Origin of the sequence: Carnobacterium gallinarum DSM 4847, assembly GCF_000744375.1 — a bacterium.
Lineage (GTDB): Bacteria > Bacillota > Bacilli > Lactobacillales > Carnobacteriaceae > Carnobacterium > Carnobacterium gallinarum.
In genome coordinates this window covers 831,823-851,940 of sequence record NZ_JQLU01000005.1, presented here as the reverse complement: position 1 = coordinate 851,940, position 20,118 = coordinate 831,823, and the positions used below count along the sequence as shown (strand labels likewise).

Annotated in this window: 16 protein-coding genes; 12 read left to right on the top strand and 4 right to left on the bottom strand. The window is 34.4% G+C overall.

Going from position 1 to position 20,118, the window contains the following annotated elements; all coding sequences use genetic code 11:
- Positions 1 to 34: 34 nt before the first annotated feature.
- From BR43_RS08790 to BR43_RS08775, 4 genes are all read left to right on the top strand, one after another.
- On the top strand, positions 35 to 643 hold the full coding sequence (locus BR43_RS08790; protein ID WP_034561248.1) for a TerD family protein: 609 nt from the start codon (positions 35 to 37) through the stop codon (positions 641 to 643).
- A 116-nt stretch (positions 644 to 759) separates the two neighbouring features.
- Positions 760 to 1,341 (top strand): TerD family protein, encoded by a 582-nt coding sequence (locus tag BR43_RS08785; RefSeq protein ID WP_034561247.1) that lies wholly within the window; start codon positions 760 to 762, stop codon positions 1,339 to 1,341.
- A 57-nt stretch (positions 1,342 to 1,398) separates the two neighbouring features.
- A complete protein-coding gene (locus tag BR43_RS08780; RefSeq protein WP_034561246.1) occupies positions 1,399 to 1,980 on the top strand; it encodes a TerD family protein in 582 nt (193 codons plus the stop codon).
- Between the two features lie 87 nt (positions 1,981 to 2,067).
- Positions 2,068 to 4,716: a calcium-translocating P-type ATPase, PMCA-type gene (locus BR43_RS08775; RefSeq protein ID WP_034561243.1), complete on the top strand. Its 2,649-nt coding sequence runs from the start codon at positions 2,068 to 2,070 to the stop codon at positions 4,714 to 4,716.
- 141 nt (positions 4,717 to 4,857) lie between these two features.
- Here the strand turns inward: BR43_RS08775 and BR43_RS08770 are convergent, their stop codons facing one another.
- The 3 genes from BR43_RS08770 to BR43_RS08760 all read right to left on the bottom strand — a co-directional run bounded on the left by BR43_RS08770 (position 4,858) and on the right by BR43_RS08760 (position 6,393).
- Positions 4,858 to 5,700 (bottom strand): DUF72 domain-containing protein, encoded by an 843-nt coding sequence (locus BR43_RS08770; protein ID WP_034561237.1) that lies wholly within the window; start codon positions 5,698 to 5,700, stop codon positions 4,858 to 4,860.
- Positions 5,701 to 5,736: 36 nt separating this feature from the next.
- On the bottom strand, positions 5,737 to 5,976 hold the full coding sequence (locus BR43_RS08765) for a hypothetical protein (RefSeq protein ID WP_034561235.1): 240 nt from the start codon (positions 5,974 to 5,976) through the stop codon (positions 5,737 to 5,739).
- A gap of 213 nt (positions 5,977 to 6,189) precedes the next feature.
- Complete coding sequence (locus tag BR43_RS08760; RefSeq protein ID WP_034561233.1) at positions 6,190 to 6,393, bottom strand: helix-turn-helix transcriptional regulator; 204 nt, start codon at positions 6,391 to 6,393, stop codon at positions 6,190 to 6,192.
- 478 nt (positions 6,394 to 6,871) lie between these two features.
- Between BR43_RS08760 and BR43_RS08755 the strand changes: the two genes are divergently transcribed.
- The 8 genes from BR43_RS08755 (at position 6,872) to BR43_RS08720 (ending at position 18,746) form a co-directional block, all read left to right on the top strand.
- Positions 6,872 to 7,321, top strand: a complete 450-nt coding sequence (locus tag BR43_RS08755) for a thioredoxin family protein (RefSeq protein ID WP_034561229.1) — start codon at positions 6,872 to 6,874, stop codon at positions 7,319 to 7,321.
- A gap of 16 nt (positions 7,322 to 7,337) precedes the next feature.
- The gene (locus tag BR43_RS08750) at positions 7,338 to 8,540 is read left to right on the top strand and encodes a hypothetical protein (RefSeq protein WP_034561227.1); all 1,203 of its coding nucleotides are present in this window, start codon (positions 7,338 to 7,340) and stop codon (positions 8,538 to 8,540) included.
- A gap of 33 nt (positions 8,541 to 8,573) precedes the next feature.
- Positions 8,574 to 10,079 carry a glycan biosynthesis hexose transferase WsfD gene (wsfD, locus tag BR43_RS08745; RefSeq protein ID WP_051933883.1) on the top strand — a complete coding sequence of 502 codons (1,506 nt, stop codon included), beginning with the start codon at positions 8,574 to 8,576 and terminating at the stop codon, positions 10,077 to 10,079.
- Positions 10,076 to 11,665, top strand: coding sequence for a hypothetical protein (locus tag BR43_RS08740; protein ID WP_245617842.1), 1,590 nt, complete (start codon positions 10,076 to 10,078; stop codon positions 11,663 to 11,665). Before wsfD ends, BR43_RS08740 begins: the two co-directional genes overlap by 4 nt.
- Before the next feature lie 10 nt (positions 11,666 to 11,675).
- Positions 11,676 to 12,926, top strand: coding sequence for a glycosyltransferase family 2 protein (locus tag BR43_RS08735; protein ID WP_034561225.1), 1,251 nt, complete (start codon positions 11,676 to 11,678; stop codon positions 12,924 to 12,926).
- 63 nt (positions 12,927 to 12,989) lie between these two features.
- Positions 12,990 to 15,083 carry a cellulose biosynthesis cyclic di-GMP-binding regulatory protein BcsB gene (locus tag BR43_RS08730; protein ID WP_034561223.1) on the top strand — a complete coding sequence of 698 codons (2,094 nt, stop codon included), beginning with the start codon at positions 12,990 to 12,992 and terminating at the stop codon, positions 15,081 to 15,083.
- Positions 15,073 to 15,918: a diguanylate cyclase domain-containing protein gene (locus tag BR43_RS08725; protein ID WP_034561220.1), complete on the top strand. Its 846-nt coding sequence runs from the start codon at positions 15,073 to 15,075 to the stop codon at positions 15,916 to 15,918. Before BR43_RS08730 ends, BR43_RS08725 begins: the two co-directional genes overlap by 11 nt.
- A 404-nt stretch (positions 15,919 to 16,322) precedes the next feature.
- Entirely contained in the window at positions 16,323 to 18,746 is a 2,424-nt protein-coding gene (locus BR43_RS08720; protein WP_034561218.1) for a bifunctional diguanylate cyclase/phosphodiesterase, read from the top strand.
- A gap of 60 nt (positions 18,747 to 18,806) precedes the next feature.
- On the opposite strand, the gene BR43_RS08715 is transcribed toward BR43_RS08720, so the two are convergent.
- Positions 18,807 to 19,976 carry a hydroxymethylglutaryl-CoA synthase gene (locus tag BR43_RS08715; RefSeq protein WP_034561216.1) on the bottom strand — a complete coding sequence of 390 codons (1,170 nt, stop codon included), beginning with the start codon at positions 19,974 to 19,976 and terminating at the stop codon, positions 18,807 to 18,809.
- Between the last annotated feature and the right edge of the window lie 142 nt (positions 19,977 to 20,118).

Here is a 20,118-nt window from a genome sequence, read left to right as displayed (position 1 = left end):
GGCATAATAACAAAGAGAATGGAGAGCGATAGAGATGGCAATTAATTTATCAAAGGGTCAAAAAATCGATTTGACTAAATCAAATCCGACATTAAATAACTTGACTGTAGGACTTGGTTGGGATGAGGTAGCGAAATCAGGCGGCGGTGGATTATTAAGTGGTTTGTTTGGTGGCGGTTCAAAAGGTCAAGCTATTGATTGTGATGCGTCTGTTATTTTATTGCAAAATGATCGCTTTGTTGGTAAAAAAGATGTAGTTTATTTTGGAAATTTAAAAAGTGCTGATGGCGCAATTGTTCATCAGGGTGATAATTTAACAGGTGAAGGAGAGGGAGACGATGAAGTCATTAAAGTTTCTCTTAATAAAATCGATTCAAAATACAATAAAATAGTTTTTGTTGTAAATATCTATCAAGGGCAAAAACGTGGACAAGATTTTGGTATGATTCAAAATGCGTTTATTCGTATTATGGATGATTCTGGTGTTGAAATTGCACGTTATAACTTAACAGACAATTATCAAGGTTTGACTGGATTAGTAGCTGGTGAATTGTATCGTCATGAAAATGAATGGAAATTTGCAGCAATTGGAAGCGGTATGAATGTAGCAAGCTTAACACAAATGTTAGAGTCTTATCGTTAAGCAATTTTAGTCAAGTATCCGTCGGAAGGCTGATGATATTTGATCGTAGTTCCTATACAATTATTCTTGTAGAATAATTGTATAGGAACTAAATTAAAATTTAGGAGGATGTTATTATGGCAGTTTCATTAGCAAAAGGACAAAAAGTAGATTTAACAAAAACAAATCCTGGTTTAACTAAAATTCGTGTAGGACTTGGTTGGGATACGAATAAATATGATGGTCAAGCAGACTTTGATTTAGATGCTGAAGTCTTTTTACTTGCTGGTAACGAAAAAGTTAGAAGCGATGCGGATTTTATCTTCTATAATCAACCAACTAGTGTTGATGGAGCGGTTGTTCATCAAGGCGATAATCGTACAGGCGAAGGAGACGGCGATGATGAATCAATTAACATCCAATTAGGCGGTGTCGATTCAGCAATTGAAAAAATCCGTTTCACAGTAACGATTGACGATGCAGAGACGCGTAATCAAAACTTTGGTCAAGTATCAAATGCCTTTATCCGAATTGTGAATGCTGACTCAGAAGAAGAATTGATTCGCTATGATTTAGGTGAAGACTTCTCAATTGAAACAGCAATTGTTGTTGGTGAATTGTATCGTCATAACGGCGAATGGAAATTTACAGCAATTGGTAGTGGCTATCAAGGTGGTTTAGCTGCTTTAGGTAAAGACTTTGGCGTAAACATCGGTTAATGAACAAAATCAAAAATACAGTACTATACTTTATTTTAAGATGGGATGGAACAATTTATGGCTATTAATTTATCAAAAGGTCAAAAAGTTGACTTAACAAAAACAAATCCTGGTTTAACAAAAACAATCGTTGGTTTAGGCTGGGATACAAATCAATATGATGGTGGAGCTGCCTTTGACTTAGACGCTTCAGCTTTCTTATTAAATGCCAATGGCAAATGTATCAACGAAAATGGCTTTATTTTCTATAACAACTTAGAATCAGAAGATGGTTCAGTCGTGCATACAGGAGATAACCGTACTGGTGAAGGAGATGGCGATGATGAGCAAATCAAAATCGATTTATCAAAAATTTCACCATCAATTGATCGCATTGCCATTACAGTAACAATTGATGATGCGGTTGCTCGTAACCAAAACTTTGGACAAGTTTCCAATGCATTTGTTCATATTTTGAATGAAGAAACTGGTGAAGAGATTATTAATTTTGATTTAGGTGAAGATTTCTCAGTTGAAACAGCAGTTGTTTTCTGTGAGTTGTACCGTCATAACGGCGAATGGAAATTTAATGCCATCGGAAGCGGCTACCAAGGTGGCTTAGCATCTCTTGTTCAAGCCTATGGTTTAGATGTTCTATAAATAAATGAGTAAGTATTCGATTGCAAGAAGGGAATAAGCTTATTCCTTTCTTGCAATTAATTTTAGATAAAAAAGGGAGAACAAAAATTGAATAAAAAATTTAGCGGCTTAACAACAGCAGAAGTTGAAAAGTCAAGGCAAGAACATGGTACGAATGGATTAACTGAAAAAGAAACCGAAACGTTTCTCGACAAATTAAAAGGCAATTTTGATGATCCAATTATCAAAATCTTACTAGTAGCACTTGTATTAAATCTTATTTTTGCCTTTTTAGGTTATGCAGAATGGTTTGAAGCACTAGGAATCGCAATTGCTGTATTATTAGCAACATTAATTGGAACATGGAGCGAATTCTCAAATGAATCAGCTTTCCAAAAATTACAAGAAGATGCCTCTAAGATTATCGTTAAAGTCTTTCGAGACGGACATGTTGTTGAGATTAAAATCGATGATATTGTTCAAGGTGATGAAATCATCTTACAAACAGGGGATAAAATTCCTGCTGATGGTGTGTTGTTAGATGGTGACTTAAAAGTCGATCAAGCTTCACTAAATGGTGAATCTGATGAAGCGAAAAAAATTCCTTTAGAGCCAGGTCAAGAGTACGAAGATGGCGATACATTTAATGAACATGCTTTATTCCGTGGTGCCGTAATTACTAGTGGTGAAGCTGTAATGAAAGTAACTAAAGTCGGAGACAAATCATTCTTCGGTCAAATGGCCTCTGAATTAACAGTTGAAGAACGTGAATCTCCATTGAAATTAAAACTTGCTGATTTAGCAGATAAAATTTCAAAAGCTGGTTATACTGGTGGGGTTTTAATCTTTATTTCATTTATGGTCAACAAAATTTTTATTGAAAACCAATTTAATGGCGCTAAAATTAGCGAATATTTTAGCAACATTGGTGAAGTCGGAAATAACGTTGTTGAAGCCTTTATTTTAGCAGTTATTATTATTGTAGTAGCTGTTCCAGAAGGTTTGCCAATGATGATTGCAATGGTATTATCACAAAACATGAAAAAAATGCTACGTGACAATATCTTAGTTCGTAAGTTAGAAGGTATCGAAACAAGCGGAAGCTTAAACATGTTATTCTCTGATAAAACAGGAACGATTACTAAAGGACAATTAGATGTTGTTTCTTATATTAACGGTGCGAACGAGGATTATAGCAAATTAGGTGAAATTCCAACTGAATTAAAACGCATTGTTAGTACAACGATTTTAAATAATACAAATGCGGTTATGACAGAAGATGAAAATGGTGGAATCCTGATTATTGGTGGGAATCCAACAGAAAAAGCTGTTTTAGCCTTCGTTGAAAAAGATGAGAAATCATTTGGAACACTAGAACATGTAACGACAATCCCATTCTCTTCTGCACGTAAATTCTCAGCAACACAAGTAGCTGGTGATTGGAATACAACCTTAATTAAAGGGGCGCCAGAAAAGATTTTACCAAACTGTTCAACGTATTATGATCAAGATGGACAAAAAGTTGCTTTTACAAAACTAGCAGAATTAGATAATAAAATTAACGAATTAGCGAAAAAATCAATTCGTGTGTTAATCTTAGCAACAACAGATGAAGTCGTAACAGAAGAAAGCTTACCTTCGGATTATACATTAGTCGGAATTTTAGCTATTCGTGATGATGTTCGTCCAGAAGCAATTGAAGCAATCCACGAAGTACAACAAGCAGGCGTTCAAGTAGTTATGATTACTGGTGACCGTAAAGAAACAGCCGTGGCAATTGCGAAAGATGCAAATATTTTACAAGCAGAAGATGACATTGTATTAACATCGCAAGAATTAAATGAAATGCCAGATGAAGAAGTCAAATCAATCTTACCTAATATTCGAGTGATCGCTCGTGCTTTGCCAACGGATAAATCACGTTTAGTTCGTTTATCACAAGAAATTGGTTTAGTTGTTGGGATGACTGGTGATGGTGTAAATGATAGTCCAGCCTTGAAACGTGCAGACGTTGGGTTTGCAATGGGTAGCGGAACTGAAGTTGCTAAAGAAGCTGGCGATATTGTTATTTTAGATGATAACTTTAAATCAATTGCACAATCGATTCTCTTCGGTCGTACAATTTACCGTTCAATTCAAAAATTTATCGTCTTCCAATTAACTTTAAACGTTGGAGCTTTATTAATCAGCTTTATCGCACCATTTGTAGGAATCGATCATCCATTGACGATTACACAAATGTTATGGGTTAACTTAGTAATGGATACATTGGCAGCTCTTGCCTTTGGTGCAGAACCAACATTGAGACGTTATATGAAAGAAAAACCAAAAGATCGTGCTGAAAACATTGTTACTAAAGGAATGTTCTCTGCATTTGCAACTGAAGGTGTCGTGATTACAGCGATTGGTCTTTGGATGTTAAAAGGCGAGTTCATGTTGAAATTCTTTGATAATGATCTTTTAGCTCTTCAAACAGGTTTCTTCTCATTCTTTATCTTGTATGCTGTCTTTAATGGATTCAATACACGTACAGAGAAACTGAATATTTTCGATAACTTAAATCGTAATAAGATGTTTTTACGCATTATGTTATTGATTATTGTCGTTCAAATTGTGATGACCTTTATTGGTGGTCCAATCTTAAGAACAACGCCATTAAACTTCCATGAATGGGCAATGGTTCTCGGTTTATCTGTCTTAGCTATTCCAATTGATATGTGTCGTAAATTGATTGTAAAAGCTATTTCAAAAGATTAATTAACATAAAAATAAAAACTCGAAACAAAACTATGTTGTAGTTTTGTTTCGATTTTTTTCTGTGTATATACGTTGGTAAAAAAGTGATCTCTTCTTATTTAGTGGAGCTATGCACTTTTATCATAGACCTTTGTTGCTTTCTTAAAATAAATCCAAGCCCATTTGCTGTGGTGCTAGGTTGGGGAAGGTCAGATTTAGCTGCTTTTGTAGTTCCTTAGCGTTGCCAGCTGCATGTCCGCCAGAATTATTATTGAAAATAACGGCAACTTCTTTAGCATGAAGAGCCAATTTTTCTACATAGCCTTTAATCTCAGTTATCTCAGCGTGATTGTAATTGTACAGTGTTCTAGTTTTGCGCCAGTCAGGATTACTTGCATTTAACCAACCATCAAAGTTACGACCATGTAATCGAAGTAGCGTCAGTTCTGGATTAGTTACTTCTAAAACACGAGGAATACTATTTGTTTGAGTCTGAGGTTGATCGACAGTAGTCTGAATAAACTGCATTTCTTTAAGAAATTCAATCGTTTTCCCATAATAAAGCTCAGAAAACCAGGTATGGTTTCTAAATTCAATTGCAACAGGCAAATCTCCCATCCAGTGCCGAATCTTGCGCAAATAAAGGACATTTTCACTAGAACAAGCAAAATAAGGTGGAAATTGAAAGAGAAAAGCTTTGATTCTTTTGGCGTCTAGCATCGGTTGAAAAGAATCGATAAAAACTTTAAACATTAGTGCCTCACTGGTAAAATAATCGCCCCATTCTCGATGAGTCGTCATTGCTTGAAAAGCTTTCGGAATAAATTGAAATCCTGCAGGCGTTTTATCTATCCAGTTTAAAAGGTTATTTTCAGGTTGAATGGAATAGAAGCTAGTATCCATTTCAACAAAGGGAAAATGGGAAGTATAATTTTCTAGCTCTTTATTTTTATCAACAATTAAAGTGTTGTGACCTTTCCAATTCGTTAAGCCAATTGTAATCATACGTGGCTCCTTTCTTGGTTATGCTAATTAAATGTTTTATCTTGTATTCTGTACACACCAAACGATTGCATAGGAAATGAAGCCAGTGCAGATCACCAAAGCAAATAGTATAATGCCTGAAGTAAGTAAATCAAGACGAGTCTTAAAAGGTGGATTCATCCAACTATTGATGAATATAAACATCGACAAGCTAGTTATCATAGCAGTACATGAAGCAATAAAATAAGCAGTAGTATTCTCTCGTTCATCAGCAATGCTAAACTCGCCAGCCTTCATTGGATAGCTTTTCTCCTTTTTGCTAAAAATCCAGCTACAAAGAATAAAGGCAAGTAGGTAAACGATAAATCCAGTGGACTTTAGTCCTAATTGTAGTCTGAAATCCATTCGTAGTGCAGTGGATATTCGTTGAAATTACTTCAATCAAGGCAGTAGCAAGTAATAAAACCATGATTGAGTTTCCAACTGCTTCAAAGATAATATTTTCATTAGTCAGTCGCTTTTTAAAAATAATTCATCAATTTTGATATCAAGTACTTCTGACAGATCAAGAGCTAGTAATAATGATGGAACATAACTTCCCTTTTCCAGTGAGATGATTGTTCTCCTTGTAACGCCGACTTTCCCTGCAAGCTCTTCTTGTGTCATTTTTTTTGTTTTTCTTTCTTCTCGTACCTTGTTTAGTATTGTTGTCAAAGAAGATCCTCCTTTGTAGGGAACTATATGACTTTATATGTTCAATATACAACGTGTATAATGTGAAGTCAACTTCTCTTATTTGGAACTACGTTTAGTTCACAAATCATGAGTTGTATCTGAAATGAATAAATCGCTCCATTTATATGGGCTTTATCATTTCTTTATTAGATAACAAAAAAAATTGATAAACAAATCGTTAGATTCAGACGGTTTTTACTATTTAAATAGTAAAATTTACGTTATTATATAATGAGTGTAAAAAGAACCTCTTTTCAGGAGTGTAACTTAAGTCTGAATCTAAAAAATATCAAGAAATAAACCTTCTAGCTAACCATATTTGATGAGTTATGCTAAAATTTTATATAAGATCATATAATTGATAGAAATAACTAAATTTAATAACTGAATTTTATTTATACTTATGGTTAGAATTTTATAAAATCAAGAATTATCAGGAGAAAAGTGAGGCGGAGAAATGAAAATAGGATGGAAAATTTGGTCGGTAGCAGGTGTTATTTTAGTTAGCGTAGCCGTGGTATTATTTTTTACAAATCAAGCAAAACCAGTAAAAGAAAAAGCTAGTCCGAATATAGGAATTGAAAATGTGAATGCACAGAAAATAGTGACGTTATTTGATGAAAAAAAAGATGGACTAGTTTATATCGGTCGCCCAACGTGTGACAAATGTCAGGCTTTTCAACCGTTGCTCGAAAATGCTTTGGCAACGAATAAACAAAATATTCTCTACTATAATACAGATGATGGCAAAAAGGCTGATGTAAAAACTTTTGAAGATGTAATTGCAAAGACAGAAATAACTTCTGTACCAGCAGTTTTAGTAATTAAAAATGGACAAGTTACACAGCGATTAGATAATTATAAAGACGAAGCTAAAATTAACGCATTTCTAGCAGAAAATGAATAAAGGGAGTTTTAAGGCAATGAATACTAAGAAAATAAGTATTGGACTTCTGGTTCTTGTTCTTATTTTAGGTAGTGGGATCTTTTTTTATTCTCATATAGTAAAAAAAGAGTCTATGAGAAATGCAACTGCACCAATTTCGCAATTAAGTTCAATCACCAGTGCAGAGGAGCAAGAAGTAGTGAAGATCATTCGACCTACTAGTGGTTATGGTGCAAAACGAGCAACAACGGCTAAAAATCAAGAGGCGTTATTGAATTTCATTCAAAAACAGATGACCAGCGAATTTGGTATTTATACGAATTTTTTAGATACAGATGAGAATCAAGATGTAGCAACGGGGCATGAAGTTCTAAGTGAGTCCGCAGGGTTGTTGTTACGCTATAGCGCGCTAGCGAAAGATAAAAAATTATTTGATCAAACTTGGTCTAAAGCGTTAAAAGTCTTTAATGATCAGGATCAATTTAGTTATCGTTTTAGTCCTAAAAAGAAAAAATTATATCCAGTCAATGCGGTTGTTGATGATTTACGTTTAGTTAGAGGTTTATTTGAAGGAAATCAAGCTTTTGGAGTAAAGGAATATTCAGATTTAGGGAAAACCTATGGTAGCCGTCTGTTAACAACGAATATTCAAGGCGATGAAATGGTTGATTTTCATGATAGCCAAACAGATCAACGAAATCAGTTTGTTACGTTATGTTATATCGATTTACGAACGCTTAAATTGTTGTCGTTACCTGATAATGAAAAACAAACTCTACTTACTGAGCAAGAACGTATTCTAACAGGAGGATATTTAGGTGATACATTTCCTCTCTATCAAACGCGTTATGATTATCAGAAAAAAACTTACTTTGATAGTGAAGAAATTAATGTGGTGGAATCATTGCTAACGATTTTACGTTTGGCAGAAGTGAATCAAGCAAAAACTGAAAGCCTGAATTTTGTTAAACAACAAGTGGCAAATGGAAAACTTGCTAATCGCTACTCACCAACTGGAAAAGTTACAGATACAAATCAATCTGCAGCGGCATATGGAATTGCAGCAATGATCGCCTCAGAAGTCGGCGATCAAGAATTTTATGATTTAGCAATGGATCACATGGAAGCCAGCCAGATTAACGATTCAGCTAGTCCGTTAAATGGTGGATATGGAGATGTTTCCACACAAGCAGCTTTTTCTTTCAACAATTTAATTGCGTTATTAACCTATCAATATTAAGGATAATTGAAGAGGTATCTGGGAGGTGAGCTAATGAGGCTTTTACTACAAAAAATAAAATCAATTTTAGAGAAACCTTTACATTTTATCAGTCGTTTTATTTCTCCTGCATGGTTGGCGGTATTGCTAGTTGGAATCATTGTTGGAATATTATTGTTTGTTCCGCCAATTAACGGAATTGCAGATAACGGCGATTTTTTTAGGATGATTTACAGCAATGGCTTATATGAGCTTTCAAAAGACAGCGATCAATATTTTGGCTATTTTGTGAAAAACTATGGGATTTTACAATACTATAATGAAAATATAGCGAGTCTATTTTCGTCTCAAACTTTATTTATTCAATTAGCCTTATTACTTAATAAGCTGTTTTATAGTCAAGCGATGTTTGATATTCGTTTTTTAGGTGGTCTTTATTTTATCTTATATTTAGGTGCTATTTACCTATTAACAGAGGGTCTAACGTATGGAACTAAACGTAAAACTGGATATATTTTGGCATGTATAGTAGTACTTGTTTTTGGTGATACAGCGTATACGTTGTATTTTAATTCTTTGTATAGTGAACCTATTATGTTTATCATGATGCTCTATGTATTTGCGGCAACCTTACTGCTTTATCGTAAACGCTATAACCAAATAGCTATGATTGTGTTACTGACAGTTAGCTCGGTTTTTATGATTACGGCAAAACAGCAGAACGCACCATTGGCAGTGTGTATTGGCTTGATTTTTGTTGGGGTGTTAATGGTTAGAAAACAACTTTTTTATCGGTTGTTTGTGACTCTGGGATTAGTGCTTGTACTTGTCTCTGGGGCATTAACGTATACTCTTATTACAACAGAGTTCAATAATATTAATCAATTTCAGTCAATGACTCGTGGAGTGTTATTGGAGTCAGAAAATCCAGAAAAAGCGTTAGAAGACGGGAATATGGAAGAACAATTTGCTTTATTAAAAGGCAATACTTATTTTCAAGAATACTCAGCTATCGATACAAATGGAAATTATATGTTGAAGGAATTTTATGATAGATATGGATTTGGTTGGGTTTTAAAGCATTATTTATTTAATCCAGCTGACTTTTATACAATTTTAAGTGCAGCAGCGAATGATATCCATCAAGTTCAACCTTATGAGATGGGGAATTACGAAAAATCTGCTGGAAAACCGTTTAAAGAACGGACGCGCTATTTTACTTTATATAGTAGCATTAAGCGAGAATTTTTCCCTAAAACCATGGGCTTTTTGATTATTTGGACATTCGTATATCTAGGCATTTATTTTCCAAGTGTTTACGCTGCGTATAAACAAAATGCGCCTCGAAGAATGTTGCGTTATTGGTTAATTATAGCGAGTTTAGCAATGGTTTTTGTTATTTTGATTGTGTCTGTAATTGGTGATGGTGACGCAGATTTAGCAAAACATTTATTTTTAAGTGCCGTTATTTTTGATTTTCTAACGGTAATGACGGTTAGTGATGCGTTAACGAACCGATTGTGGGCTGATCGTATGGAAGGAGATGGGTTAGATAAATGAAGGCTTTAGATAGACATTTAACTCAATTGCTTTTCTTGACGGTTTTGTTAGCTAGTAGTTGCCTGCTTGCTTTTTCAATCGCTTCAGTTGCCCATGCAGAAACTGTACCAGCATCGAAAAAAATATTACTAGCCTATGATAGTTTAGATAGTGTGAATAATGGTGAAGAGAAGATTAGCTCGTTAACCCGACTATTAACAAGCTTTAATGTAGAGGTTACAAGGCTATCAATTGATGATTATCGTTCACAGCAATTACAAGGGTTTACTGGACTAGTTACAATGATACAGGCGCCAGATTTGGCAATTAAAAACCAAGATTTTTTAACAGATCGAGATACCTTTTCTGGATTGAAATTGCATCTTGGATCTGATTTGCCTGCTAGTTGGCAGCAACAAATGGAGATTCAGCTGAAAGAAATTACCGGGGAGCGTTACACTTTATTTAGTGCTAGTATCAAAGCATCAGAAATTGGCGAACAGACGGTAACACTGGATGTAGCAAGCCAGTTACCAAAAGATGCGCCAGATTTGGGAACCTTAGACTTTGAAAATCAAACGAAGAGTTATCCTTTTGGTATTTTGAAAAATAATGTGGCCTATCTACCATTTTTTGATTCAACAGGATTAGGTTTTCTTTTATCTAGCCAATTGTTGCAGAAGTGGCTGGCAGAGGATAGTTCGCTAACGGCTAATTACTCACCTATATTAATGTTCACTGGAATTACACCTTTTTCAAATCTTGAGTTATTAGAATATCTAGCAGATAAAATGTATGCGGCAGGAGTTCCCTTTGTTATTAGTGGCACTAGTGTTTGGGAAAATACAGATTTAAAAGCAATGGATAACTATACAAGAGCGTTGCAATATATCATAGCTCGTAATGGTGAATTTATTCTACAAACTCCTGAAACAAGAGGATTAAGTAAAGATAAACAAGCGTTAAAAGATATTATGTCGACGACTATTGACGAGTTAGTTCAGCGTAATGTTTACCCAATTAGTATTAGTGCGCCAGCATATTGGAACCAAGATGGATTTTATCAACAAACAGCTTTGACATATTCAGATTCATTAGTATTACTGCCAAACCCTAAAACGTATCAAATCAAAGAAGCAACGACTATTTCTCCAGTTTATAAAACAACTTATTATGGGCTGCCAGCTGAGAAATTACAGCAAGTCGAGTGGGAAAATATGAACAATCATCAATTTAGTACACCAACAGCATTAACTTATGAATTTCCAGAAACTGGTAAGGAAGTATTGGCTATTGAAGAAAAAATTTCGCAATTGCCGGTTCTCTTTAGAAGAATCAATTTAACCGAACATAAAGTGAGTACAATCATGAACAAAATCGAAGCGAATCAAGGCGTGATCAAAGTAAATGGTAAACGTCGCTACACTGAAGCAGTTCCACAGGATCAACATCAATCAGCTAAAGAGGATCAACTAGAGGGAAGTTTAGCGGGTTTCTTCAATGTCCAAGATAAAATCTTAACCGTTATCATTATCGGTGTACTATTTGTTTTAAGTATCTTTTTCATTGTAGGATATAACTTGTATCGTGGGAAATATCGAAAGTGAGGGGAAAATAATGACAATTCCAGATTATCTATTATTGGTGGCCACACTTTCTATCTGGGGATTATTGTTAATCAATGTTGTATTGATTATTGCAGGATATATTTATTATATGAAAACAGAACGTAAACCAGTTCCAGAAATTAAAGGTGATCCTCCAATGGTGACAATTATGGTTCCAGCACATAACGAAGGTGTCGTAATTGTGAAAACAGTGGAATCCTTATTGCGTTTTGATTATCCACAAGATCGCTATGAGATTATTGTGATTAATGATAACTCTTCTGATAATAGTGCGGAACTATTGGCTGCTATTCAAAATAAAAATCCAGGACGTCAATTGCATATTATTAATACAGATGCAATTACTGGTGGGAAAGGCAAATCTAACGCTTTAAATATTGGCTTTAAACAAGCCAAAGGAGAAATTATGGCGATTTATGATGCGGATAATACACCTGAAAAAACCGCCTTGCGCTATTTAGTGGCAGAATTAACCAATGACGATAGTCTTGGTGGCGTAATCGGTAAATTTAGAACGCGTAACCGCAATGCTAGTTTGTTAACACGTTTTATTAATATTGAAACATTGTCATTTCAATGGATGGCACAAGCTGGTCGTTGGCAATTATTTAAACTATGCACAATTCCAGGTACGAATTTTATTGTGCGACGTTCAATCATCGAGGCTATTGGTGGTTGGGATGAAAAAGCTCTGGCAGAAGATACTGAGATTAGCTTTCGGATTTATATGATGGGCTATAAAATTAAGTTTCAGCCAAAGGCAGTTACATGGGAGCAAGAACCACAAACTTTAAAAGTCTGGTTTCGCCAGCGGACTCGATGGGTCAAAGGGAATATTTATGTAATTGTAAAAAATGCTCGTTTACTATTTGATCCTAAAGCACGTAAAATCCGTTTTGATATTTTATATTTTCTATCTATTTATTTTCTTTTAATGACGTCATTAGTTGTTTCTGATGTGTTATTGGTTCTGAATCTAATGGGGTATGTTACAACGACCTTAGCTGGATTTAGTGGATTACTTTGGTTGCTAGCGATTATTTTGTTTGTCGTAGGTACCTTTATCACCATCACTACTGAAAAAGGGGAATTAGGAATTGGAAATATCGGCATTATCCTCTTGATGTATATCACTTATAGTCAGATGTGGCTAGTTGTAGCAGCTTACGGTATGGTGATGTATATTAAGGAAACGGTTTTAAAACGCGAAGCAAAATGGTATAAAACCGAACGATTTTAAAATGAGAATGTTATTGATATAAAAAAGAATCAAAAACTGTAGCATAAAAAGGAGCATAAGCGCATGAAAAGATGGCTAGCAAATTGTTTGGCAATAGTAATTGTTTTAGTAGCGTGGCCGGTAATTGTACAAGGAGCAGAGACATCACCTAAGGACGATACCAATACTTTTATTACTAAATTTCAAAATACAGATAGTTCATTAACGGGGATTTCATCAACGACTAATCTTTACTTTCAAGTATTAGATTATTGGAATGTTGATCGTGTGAATTTGAATATAGATTATAAAGTATCTCAATTAACGAAGGCAGATGTTTCCAGCATTACTTTTTCAATTAACGGTGCTAAGTTCTACTCTTTTCGCCCAAATGGAGATGGCGTAGAAAAGGAATCAATCGACTTAGAAATACCTAAAGAACTATTAAAAATCGGTGCAAATACACTTAAAATCGAAGGAAGTATTGAAACAACTGATTCAGAAGATGTTTGTCGAATTACAGAAACACCCGCAGATTGGCTTCATGTTTATAAAGGGTCTAATGTTGGTGTGATTTATACAAAAACAGAGATGGAACCTAAAATCCAAGATTTTAATAAACGTTTTGGAGGAATGGATTCGGTTGTTCAAAAAGAAGTTGCAATCCTAGTTCCGGAAAAGGCAACAGAGACAGAATTGGAAACGTCTGTTTATGCTTTATCAGGTTATGCCAAAGCAAATCAACAAGACGATCAACAAATTCCAGTAGGCACGCTAAATGATAAAGAACTAGCTGGCAAATCCTTAGTAGTACTAATTGCTGAGTATGGTAATTTGCCTGAGGAATACAAGGCACAGATTGATGCCAATCAGGTTAAGAATGACGCTGTTATTCAGTTGATAAAAAAAGATCAGCAAGCTGTTTTAGTTATTACTTCTAGCAATAAAACAGCCTTAGTCAAGGCTGGTCGTTATGTATCGAATCAAGAATTAATGTCTGAAACGCAAGAACAACAAAAAGTAGTTACGGATAAGACCGATACGACAACTTCTCATTTGAAAATTGATGAAGAATTTCAATTAACGCCTACTGGTGATGAGTTAAAAGGTCCCTTCCATCAAGAACAAACTTACTTTATGACATTACCAGCAAATCGCTCATTGGCAGCTAATAGTCAAGTAAATGTTGCCTTTCGTTATGCTCAGAATCTTAATTTTGATCGCTCATTAATGACGGTTTCTATTGCAGGCGTTCCGATTGGAAGTAAAAAATTAAGTAAAGATTTTGCTGAAGGTGACACGGCTAGCTTTAATTTACCAACGGATTTAGATGTTTCTGGTAATTTTGCTGTTACGATTAGTTTTGACTTAGAGATTCCGAACTTACCTTGTACACCAGCACAAGGGCAGACTCCGTGGGCGTATATTTCACCTGAATCAATGATGACAGTGAATACAAAAGATCGAACTGATTTGCTGTTTCAAAACTACCCGTTCCCATTTTTAAAAGATGGTAGTTTTAATCAAGTGGCAGTTGTATTGCCTAAAAAGATGAATACAGATTATTATCGATCAATGACGAATATTTTTAATTTATTAGGAAAATACGCGCAAGATAACACGGGAGAGGTAGAATTTTTCCCAAGTTCTGCAAGCAAAAATGAATTAAAAGAGAGCAATATTATTACTTTTGGTTCAGCTTTGGATAATGAATTGATTCAGTCGATTAATGACAAATTGTATTTTAAATACGATGAAGCAGGCAAAGGCTTTGTATCAAATGAAAAATTAAGTATTGAATCTGAGTATGGTCAGCAGATTGGAACGGGACAATTAATTAATTCACCATTCTTATCAGGAAATGGATTCTTAGTACTGACAGGTGCAACACCTCAGTCAGTCTACTTGGCTTCTAAGGAAATCGCCACACAAGAGAAAGTTAAAACTCATGAAGGCGATGCCTTTACAGTGGATAAGGACAATCGAATTAATAGCTATCGCTTTAAAAAGGTAGCCGATATTGACGAGCATAAGAGTTTTATTGATAAGGCTAAAGAACAATCAGATTTGTTGGTTTATCTTGGTTTGGTAGGCTTATTACTTGCTTCAATAATCGTAGCTTTAGTGCTAGTCTTTAAAAAGAATCGTGTGAAAAAGGGGGATAAAAATGAAAAATAGTAAATTATTTTCCGATCTATCCTTGCTTGGATTTCTCTTATTATCTTTTATTGTGGTTGTTTTTACATCCTTCAATCAAGGTTCCTTTGTTCAAAACGTTGTTTTTATGAATATTGCTATGTTATTAGCAATTATCACTTATTTCACAAATTTAACAATTGGTTTGATTTTAAATCTAATTTTTATCTTTCTGGAAGGGAGTTATGCGTTATATATATCTATCACAACAAGCCAATCTTTTGGAACTAGCCTCTATTTTTGGCTCGTTATGACTCCTTTATTTTCAGTGATGATCTATTTATTTGGTTACCATACACTTCAACTACAAGAAGAAAATACTCAATTAGAACGGAAAAATCGTCAGCTTGGTATTCTAGATGATGAAACGAGATTGAGAACAATGCGAGCGTATAAAGAAGATGCACAAGTCTTTATGTCAACCTCTCGCCGTTTTAATCTACCAGTGACCATGGTTGTAATTCAAGTGAAGTATTGGAATGAATTACAGCGAATGTTATCTGATGAACAAATTTCTGAGGTTGTGCGCCGAGTGACGAATACCATGAAACACGCTATTCGTGATAACGATATTCTTTATGTTTTAAATCGTGAAAATCTGACTTGGGGTTTATTATTGTTTACAGATCAGGATGGTTCACGAATTGTAACAGAGCGGATTAAAGAATTTTTTGAGGAAAGTGCTAATGAATTCTCTAGTCAGAATCAAGTAGAGATTGCTATTCGTACAGGAGCAAAACAGTTTGATGCTGAAACTATCCAAACTCCGTATGATTTTATTGAAGCAGCAATTAAAGAGTTAGAGTACGATGTGTAAAAAAGAAACCCAATTGTTGGTTTTCTAGTGGAATTAGGTGCTAAGAAGAAGGAACTATATGTTTAGTCGTTATTTCTTCTTCTTAGTTCATTTTATGATTTTTATACTGGTATAAAACGCTTTTAACTGTTTTTTAGTTAGATTTTTAAGTGGTTTTTTTTCTTAGTTTTGTTGTAGTAGTCTTCTTTATCTGTGGATGCATGAATAAATAAGAACAGCGCTTACTAAGGGAAATTAAAGTTTACATAGAAAGTAATTTTTACTTTGGCGTTTTTTTACTAAATAGATTAAAATTAATACTGGTAGGTAAATAAACTTAATAATCGTTATTTTTACATAGCGAATACATTCAGTGCTGAGTCAAGTGAAAGCTTAGCCCGTGATAATCAAAGGAGTGATTCAAGATGCAGATTAGTACGTATATTCCGATTTTCGTTATTTGCACTTATTTGATTGCACTGTTTACTATTTTTAATATTGTAAGTATCAATCATTTTTTAATAGATAAGAACCCTTTTCGTAAAAATAGTTGGATTATCCTGAAAGCTGTGATGTTAAGCATTGGGATTGGCTCGATTCAATACATTGGCTTAGTCAGCTACTATTCCAAGATGCATTTAGTGTATCAATCCCGTTATACGTGGATAGCTTGGTTGATATTATTAGTTTGTTGCTATATAACGTTGCTTATTATTAGCAAAAAAAATATAAAAAGAAAAGACCTCATTTTAGGAAGTCTATTGTTGACTAGTGGGATGCTGAATATACGTTATCTTGGTATTCGAGGAATTTTAGATAAAACAATTGCCTTTAATCCTCTTTTTTTAATTAGTTTCATTCTGTTGTATTTTGTGTTGTCTTACTTTACGTTATGGTTAATTTTAAGACAAGATACTTATTTAATAGGGAAAGATCGCTTTATCCAAGATTCAAAAAATGCCTTTATTTTATCAATAGTCATAAGTATTTTACATGGGTTCAGTTTATGGGAATTACGTTACTTTGAAGGTCTGGCTTTTCAACCAATAATTGGTGAGCATACTCTTTATTTTGTTATTATTTTTAGCTTTGCTATTATTATGCTTCAACTGAGCTTTCTGGGACTGACGATTATTAGTTACTTATTTGATTCCAACTATCGCGAGATTAACAAACTTAAAAATATGAGCTATTCTTTATTAAAAAGTCACCCGAATCCAATTGGTTTATTGAAAATAAATGGCGAAGTGCTTATTCTAAATGACGCAGCCAAGGAAGTTTTTAATATTATGGATGGGTTAGAAATGCCAGCTATTATGGATTTTTTAAGTCCAAAGGAATATCAACGAGCGAAAAGCTATTTCTTAGAAGCTGCTGAAAAACATAAAAATGTTCAATTTGAAACTAAGATAATAGTTGGTAAAGAACAAGAGCGAATTTCTAGAATTCAGATGGTTCCAGTTATTTTTAAAAATGTTGAAGTGACAGAGATTTTTGTCATGGGAACCGATGTAACCGCAGAGAATCAGATGGAAAAAATGATTCGTAGCTTAACTTACCATGATGGTCTGACTCATTTGCCGAATCGTCATTTTATGAAGGAATACATCGAAGATTGCTTGAAAGAGTTAAAAAAGCGCAACAATGAAAGGAACATGACATCACTCAGTATTTATTATATTGATGTTAATGAACTGAAGAAAATAAATGATAATTTTGGACATCAAATCGGTGACCATTATCTTGCTGAGTTAGCAAAGCGAATTCAAAAATATATTGGAAAAGAGTACTTTTTAGCTAGAGTTGGCGGAGATGAATTTGTACTAACTTTTCTGGAAGAGTATGAAGGAGAGACGGAAACGGTTGGAGAAAATCTCTTAAAAGTTTTTAAACGGATGATTGTGATTGATAAAGTCCAGATTCATCCAACAGCCAGTATTGGTTTAGTAAAAGCGTATCATGATGGAAGTAAGCTAGATGATTTATTAACAAAGGCTGATATTGCTATGTTTTCAGCTAAGCAACATGTTCGGAAAACGGGAGAAACATTAATTGTTTTGTATTCAGAGTATGAAAAAGAGTTACAAAATGAATACCAACGAGAATTAGTACTGATGAAGGGGATTGAGAATAGAGAATTTCTCTTACATTATCAGCCTAAGGTTTATGCAGAAACAGGAAAACTTTATGGAGTTGAAGCACTAATTCGTTGGCAAGTTCCTGGTGAAGATGGACTGCGATATCCAGATGAATTTATCGATTTTGCTGAAAAAACAGGACATATTATTCAGCTTAGTGAACAGATTGTAGAAATGGTCTGCCAACAAATAAAAAAATGGCGGGATGAAGGACATGATGTACCAATTTCACTGAATTTGTCGGCCAATCATTTCCAAGAAGAAGATGTTGTCGTCTTAATTGAAAAGCAAATTGCAGCGTATCAAATCCCACCACACTTATTAGAATTAGAAATTACAGAAACGGTTTTGATGGAAAATGTAACAAAGTCTAAAGGGATCTTACATCAATTACATGATTTAGGTATTCAATTAAGCATTGATGATTTTGGAACAGGGTATAGCTCGTTACGTTATCTTATTGATTTTCCGATTCAAAGCTTGAAGATTGACCGAAGTTTTACGAATGCACTAAACGAGAATGAAAAAGTTGCTGCGGTTACTAAAAGTATTATTCAACTAGCACAACAGTTAGATTTACAAGTCATTGTTGAAGGCGTTGAAACTCATGAACAGTTAATGACTTTGTTTTCAATGGGAAATTTTATTATTCAAGGATATTATTTTTCCAAACCTGTTTCAGCAGATGAAATAGAAAGTTGTTGGTTTTAGTAAAAAAATTGCTATAAAAAAAACTGAGAAAATTTATTTTCTCAGTTTTTTGTTATTTTATTAATCTTTCCGAATGTATTGACGCATATGCTCTGTAATTCCAGTCAGCATAATAGATGCAGGATCACTTGTAGCATCTATTTCAAATGTAGAGCCATCTTTAGGCAACTCTTGTTTAAAGCGTGTTTCGTAATCAGCGATTGAAAGTTTAGTTCGATTGGCTAACAAATTTTGATGCTGGCTTGTCACAATATGCTCCTTAAATCCTTCTTGTAGATGACCGCTAAAGAACTCACCAACAGCTCCAGAACCATAACTAAAGAAGCCAATTTTATTCCCAGCTTTCAATTGTGATTGATGGTCAAGTAAGGAAATCAAACTCAAATACAATGAACCCGTATAGATATTGCCAATATTTCGGCTATAAAGTGTACTTAAACGATAATTTTCAAGTAATCGCTCCTGATCTGCTACTGGAGCAGACTCAATAATTAAGTCTAACGCTTTTTTTCCCATTTTTGTATAAGGTAAATGGAAGCAAAGAGCCGTAAAACTTTCTAAAGGTTGATTGAATTTTCGTTGATATTCAGCCCAAATCGTTTCAAAGAAATGTAGATATTGTTCAGTTGAATATTTTCCTTGGACATACGCATACTCAGAATAAACAGGGCGCCAGAAGTCCATAATATCCTCTGTTAGAAAGACTTGGTCATCTTCTAGGGCAATGCAACGAGGATTCGCTGAAAGTAACATCGCTACTGCACCAGCACCTTGTGTAGCTTCTCCAGGGGTGTCTAATCCATAACGCGCAATATCAGATCCAATTACCAGCACTTTGCTATTAGGATGTTTTGCGATATAATCTTTTGCTAAATTAATTCCAGCAGTCGCACCATAACAAGCTTCTTTAATCTCAATTGAACGTGCAAAAGGTTGAATGCCTAATAAGCGGTGAATATAAATCGATCCAGCTTTTGATTGATCGATTCCTGATTCTGTAGCTAAAATGACTAATTCAATACTTTGACGGTCCTCCTCAGTCAAAATATCTAAAGCTGCATTTGCTCCCATTGTGACAGCATCTTGTGTAATCGGCGCAAAGGCCATTTTATCTTGTCCAATACCAATAGTAAATTTATTAGGATCAATCTCACGTACCAAAGCTAATTCAGTCATGTCGACATAAAAAGCAGGTGTATAAAAACTTATTTTATCTATTCCAATTTTCATATGCAATCCCTTTTCGTTAATGTATTTTACAACATATTAAGTTTATTAGAAAACTAGTGAAAAGACAACATCTATAGCTCAATCTAATTAAAATTTAGCAAATTCTTTAAAAGCTGAAATGACTTTACGCTAGAAAAGGAGT

What these genes read in the sequence shown, in the direction of transcription:
- BR43_RS08790 (WP_034561248.1), top strand. Translation starts at nt 35, where the DNA reads ATGGCAATTAATTTATCAAAGGGTCAAAAAATCGATTTGACTAAATCA.
- BR43_RS08785 (WP_034561247.1), top strand. Translation starts at nt 760, where the DNA reads ATGGCAGTTTCATTAGCAAAAGGACAAAAAGTAGATTTAACAAAAACA.
- BR43_RS08780 (WP_034561246.1), top strand. Translation starts at nt 1,399, where the DNA reads ATGGCTATTAATTTATCAAAAGGTCAAAAAGTTGACTTAACAAAAACA.
- BR43_RS08770 (WP_034561237.1), bottom strand. Translation starts at nt 5,700, where the DNA reads ATGATTACAATTGGCTTAACGAATTGGAAAGGTCACAACACTTTAATT.
- BR43_RS08765 (WP_034561235.1), bottom strand. Translation starts at nt 5,976, where the DNA reads ATGAAGGCTGGCGAGTTTAGCATTGCTGATGAACGAGAGAATACTACT.
- BR43_RS08755 (WP_034561229.1), top strand. Translation starts at nt 6,872, where the DNA reads ATGAAAATAGGATGGAAAATTTGGTCGGTAGCAGGTGTTATTTTAGTT.
- BR43_RS08750 (WP_034561227.1), top strand. Translation starts at nt 7,338, where the DNA reads ATGAATACTAAGAAAATAAGTATTGGACTTCTGGTTCTTGTTCTTATT.
- wsfD (WP_051933883.1), top strand. Translation starts at nt 8,574, where the DNA reads ATGAGGCTTTTACTACAAAAAATAAAATCAATTTTAGAGAAACCTTTA.
- BR43_RS08740 (WP_245617842.1), top strand. Translation starts at nt 10,076, where the DNA reads ATGAAGGCTTTAGATAGACATTTAACTCAATTGCTTTTCTTGACGGTT.
- BR43_RS08735 (WP_034561225.1), top strand. Translation starts at nt 11,676, where the DNA reads ATGACAATTCCAGATTATCTATTATTGGTGGCCACACTTTCTATCTGG.
- BR43_RS08730 (WP_034561223.1), top strand. Translation starts at nt 12,990, where the DNA reads ATGAAAAGATGGCTAGCAAATTGTTTGGCAATAGTAATTGTTTTAGTA.
- BR43_RS08725 (WP_034561220.1), top strand. Translation starts at nt 15,073, where the DNA reads ATGAAAAATAGTAAATTATTTTCCGATCTATCCTTGCTTGGATTTCTC.
- BR43_RS08720 (WP_034561218.1), top strand. Translation starts at nt 16,323, where the DNA reads ATGCAGATTAGTACGTATATTCCGATTTTCGTTATTTGCACTTATTTG.
- BR43_RS08715 (WP_034561216.1), bottom strand. Translation starts at nt 19,976, where the DNA reads ATGAAAATTGGAATAGATAAAATAAGTTTTTATACACCTGCTTTTTAT.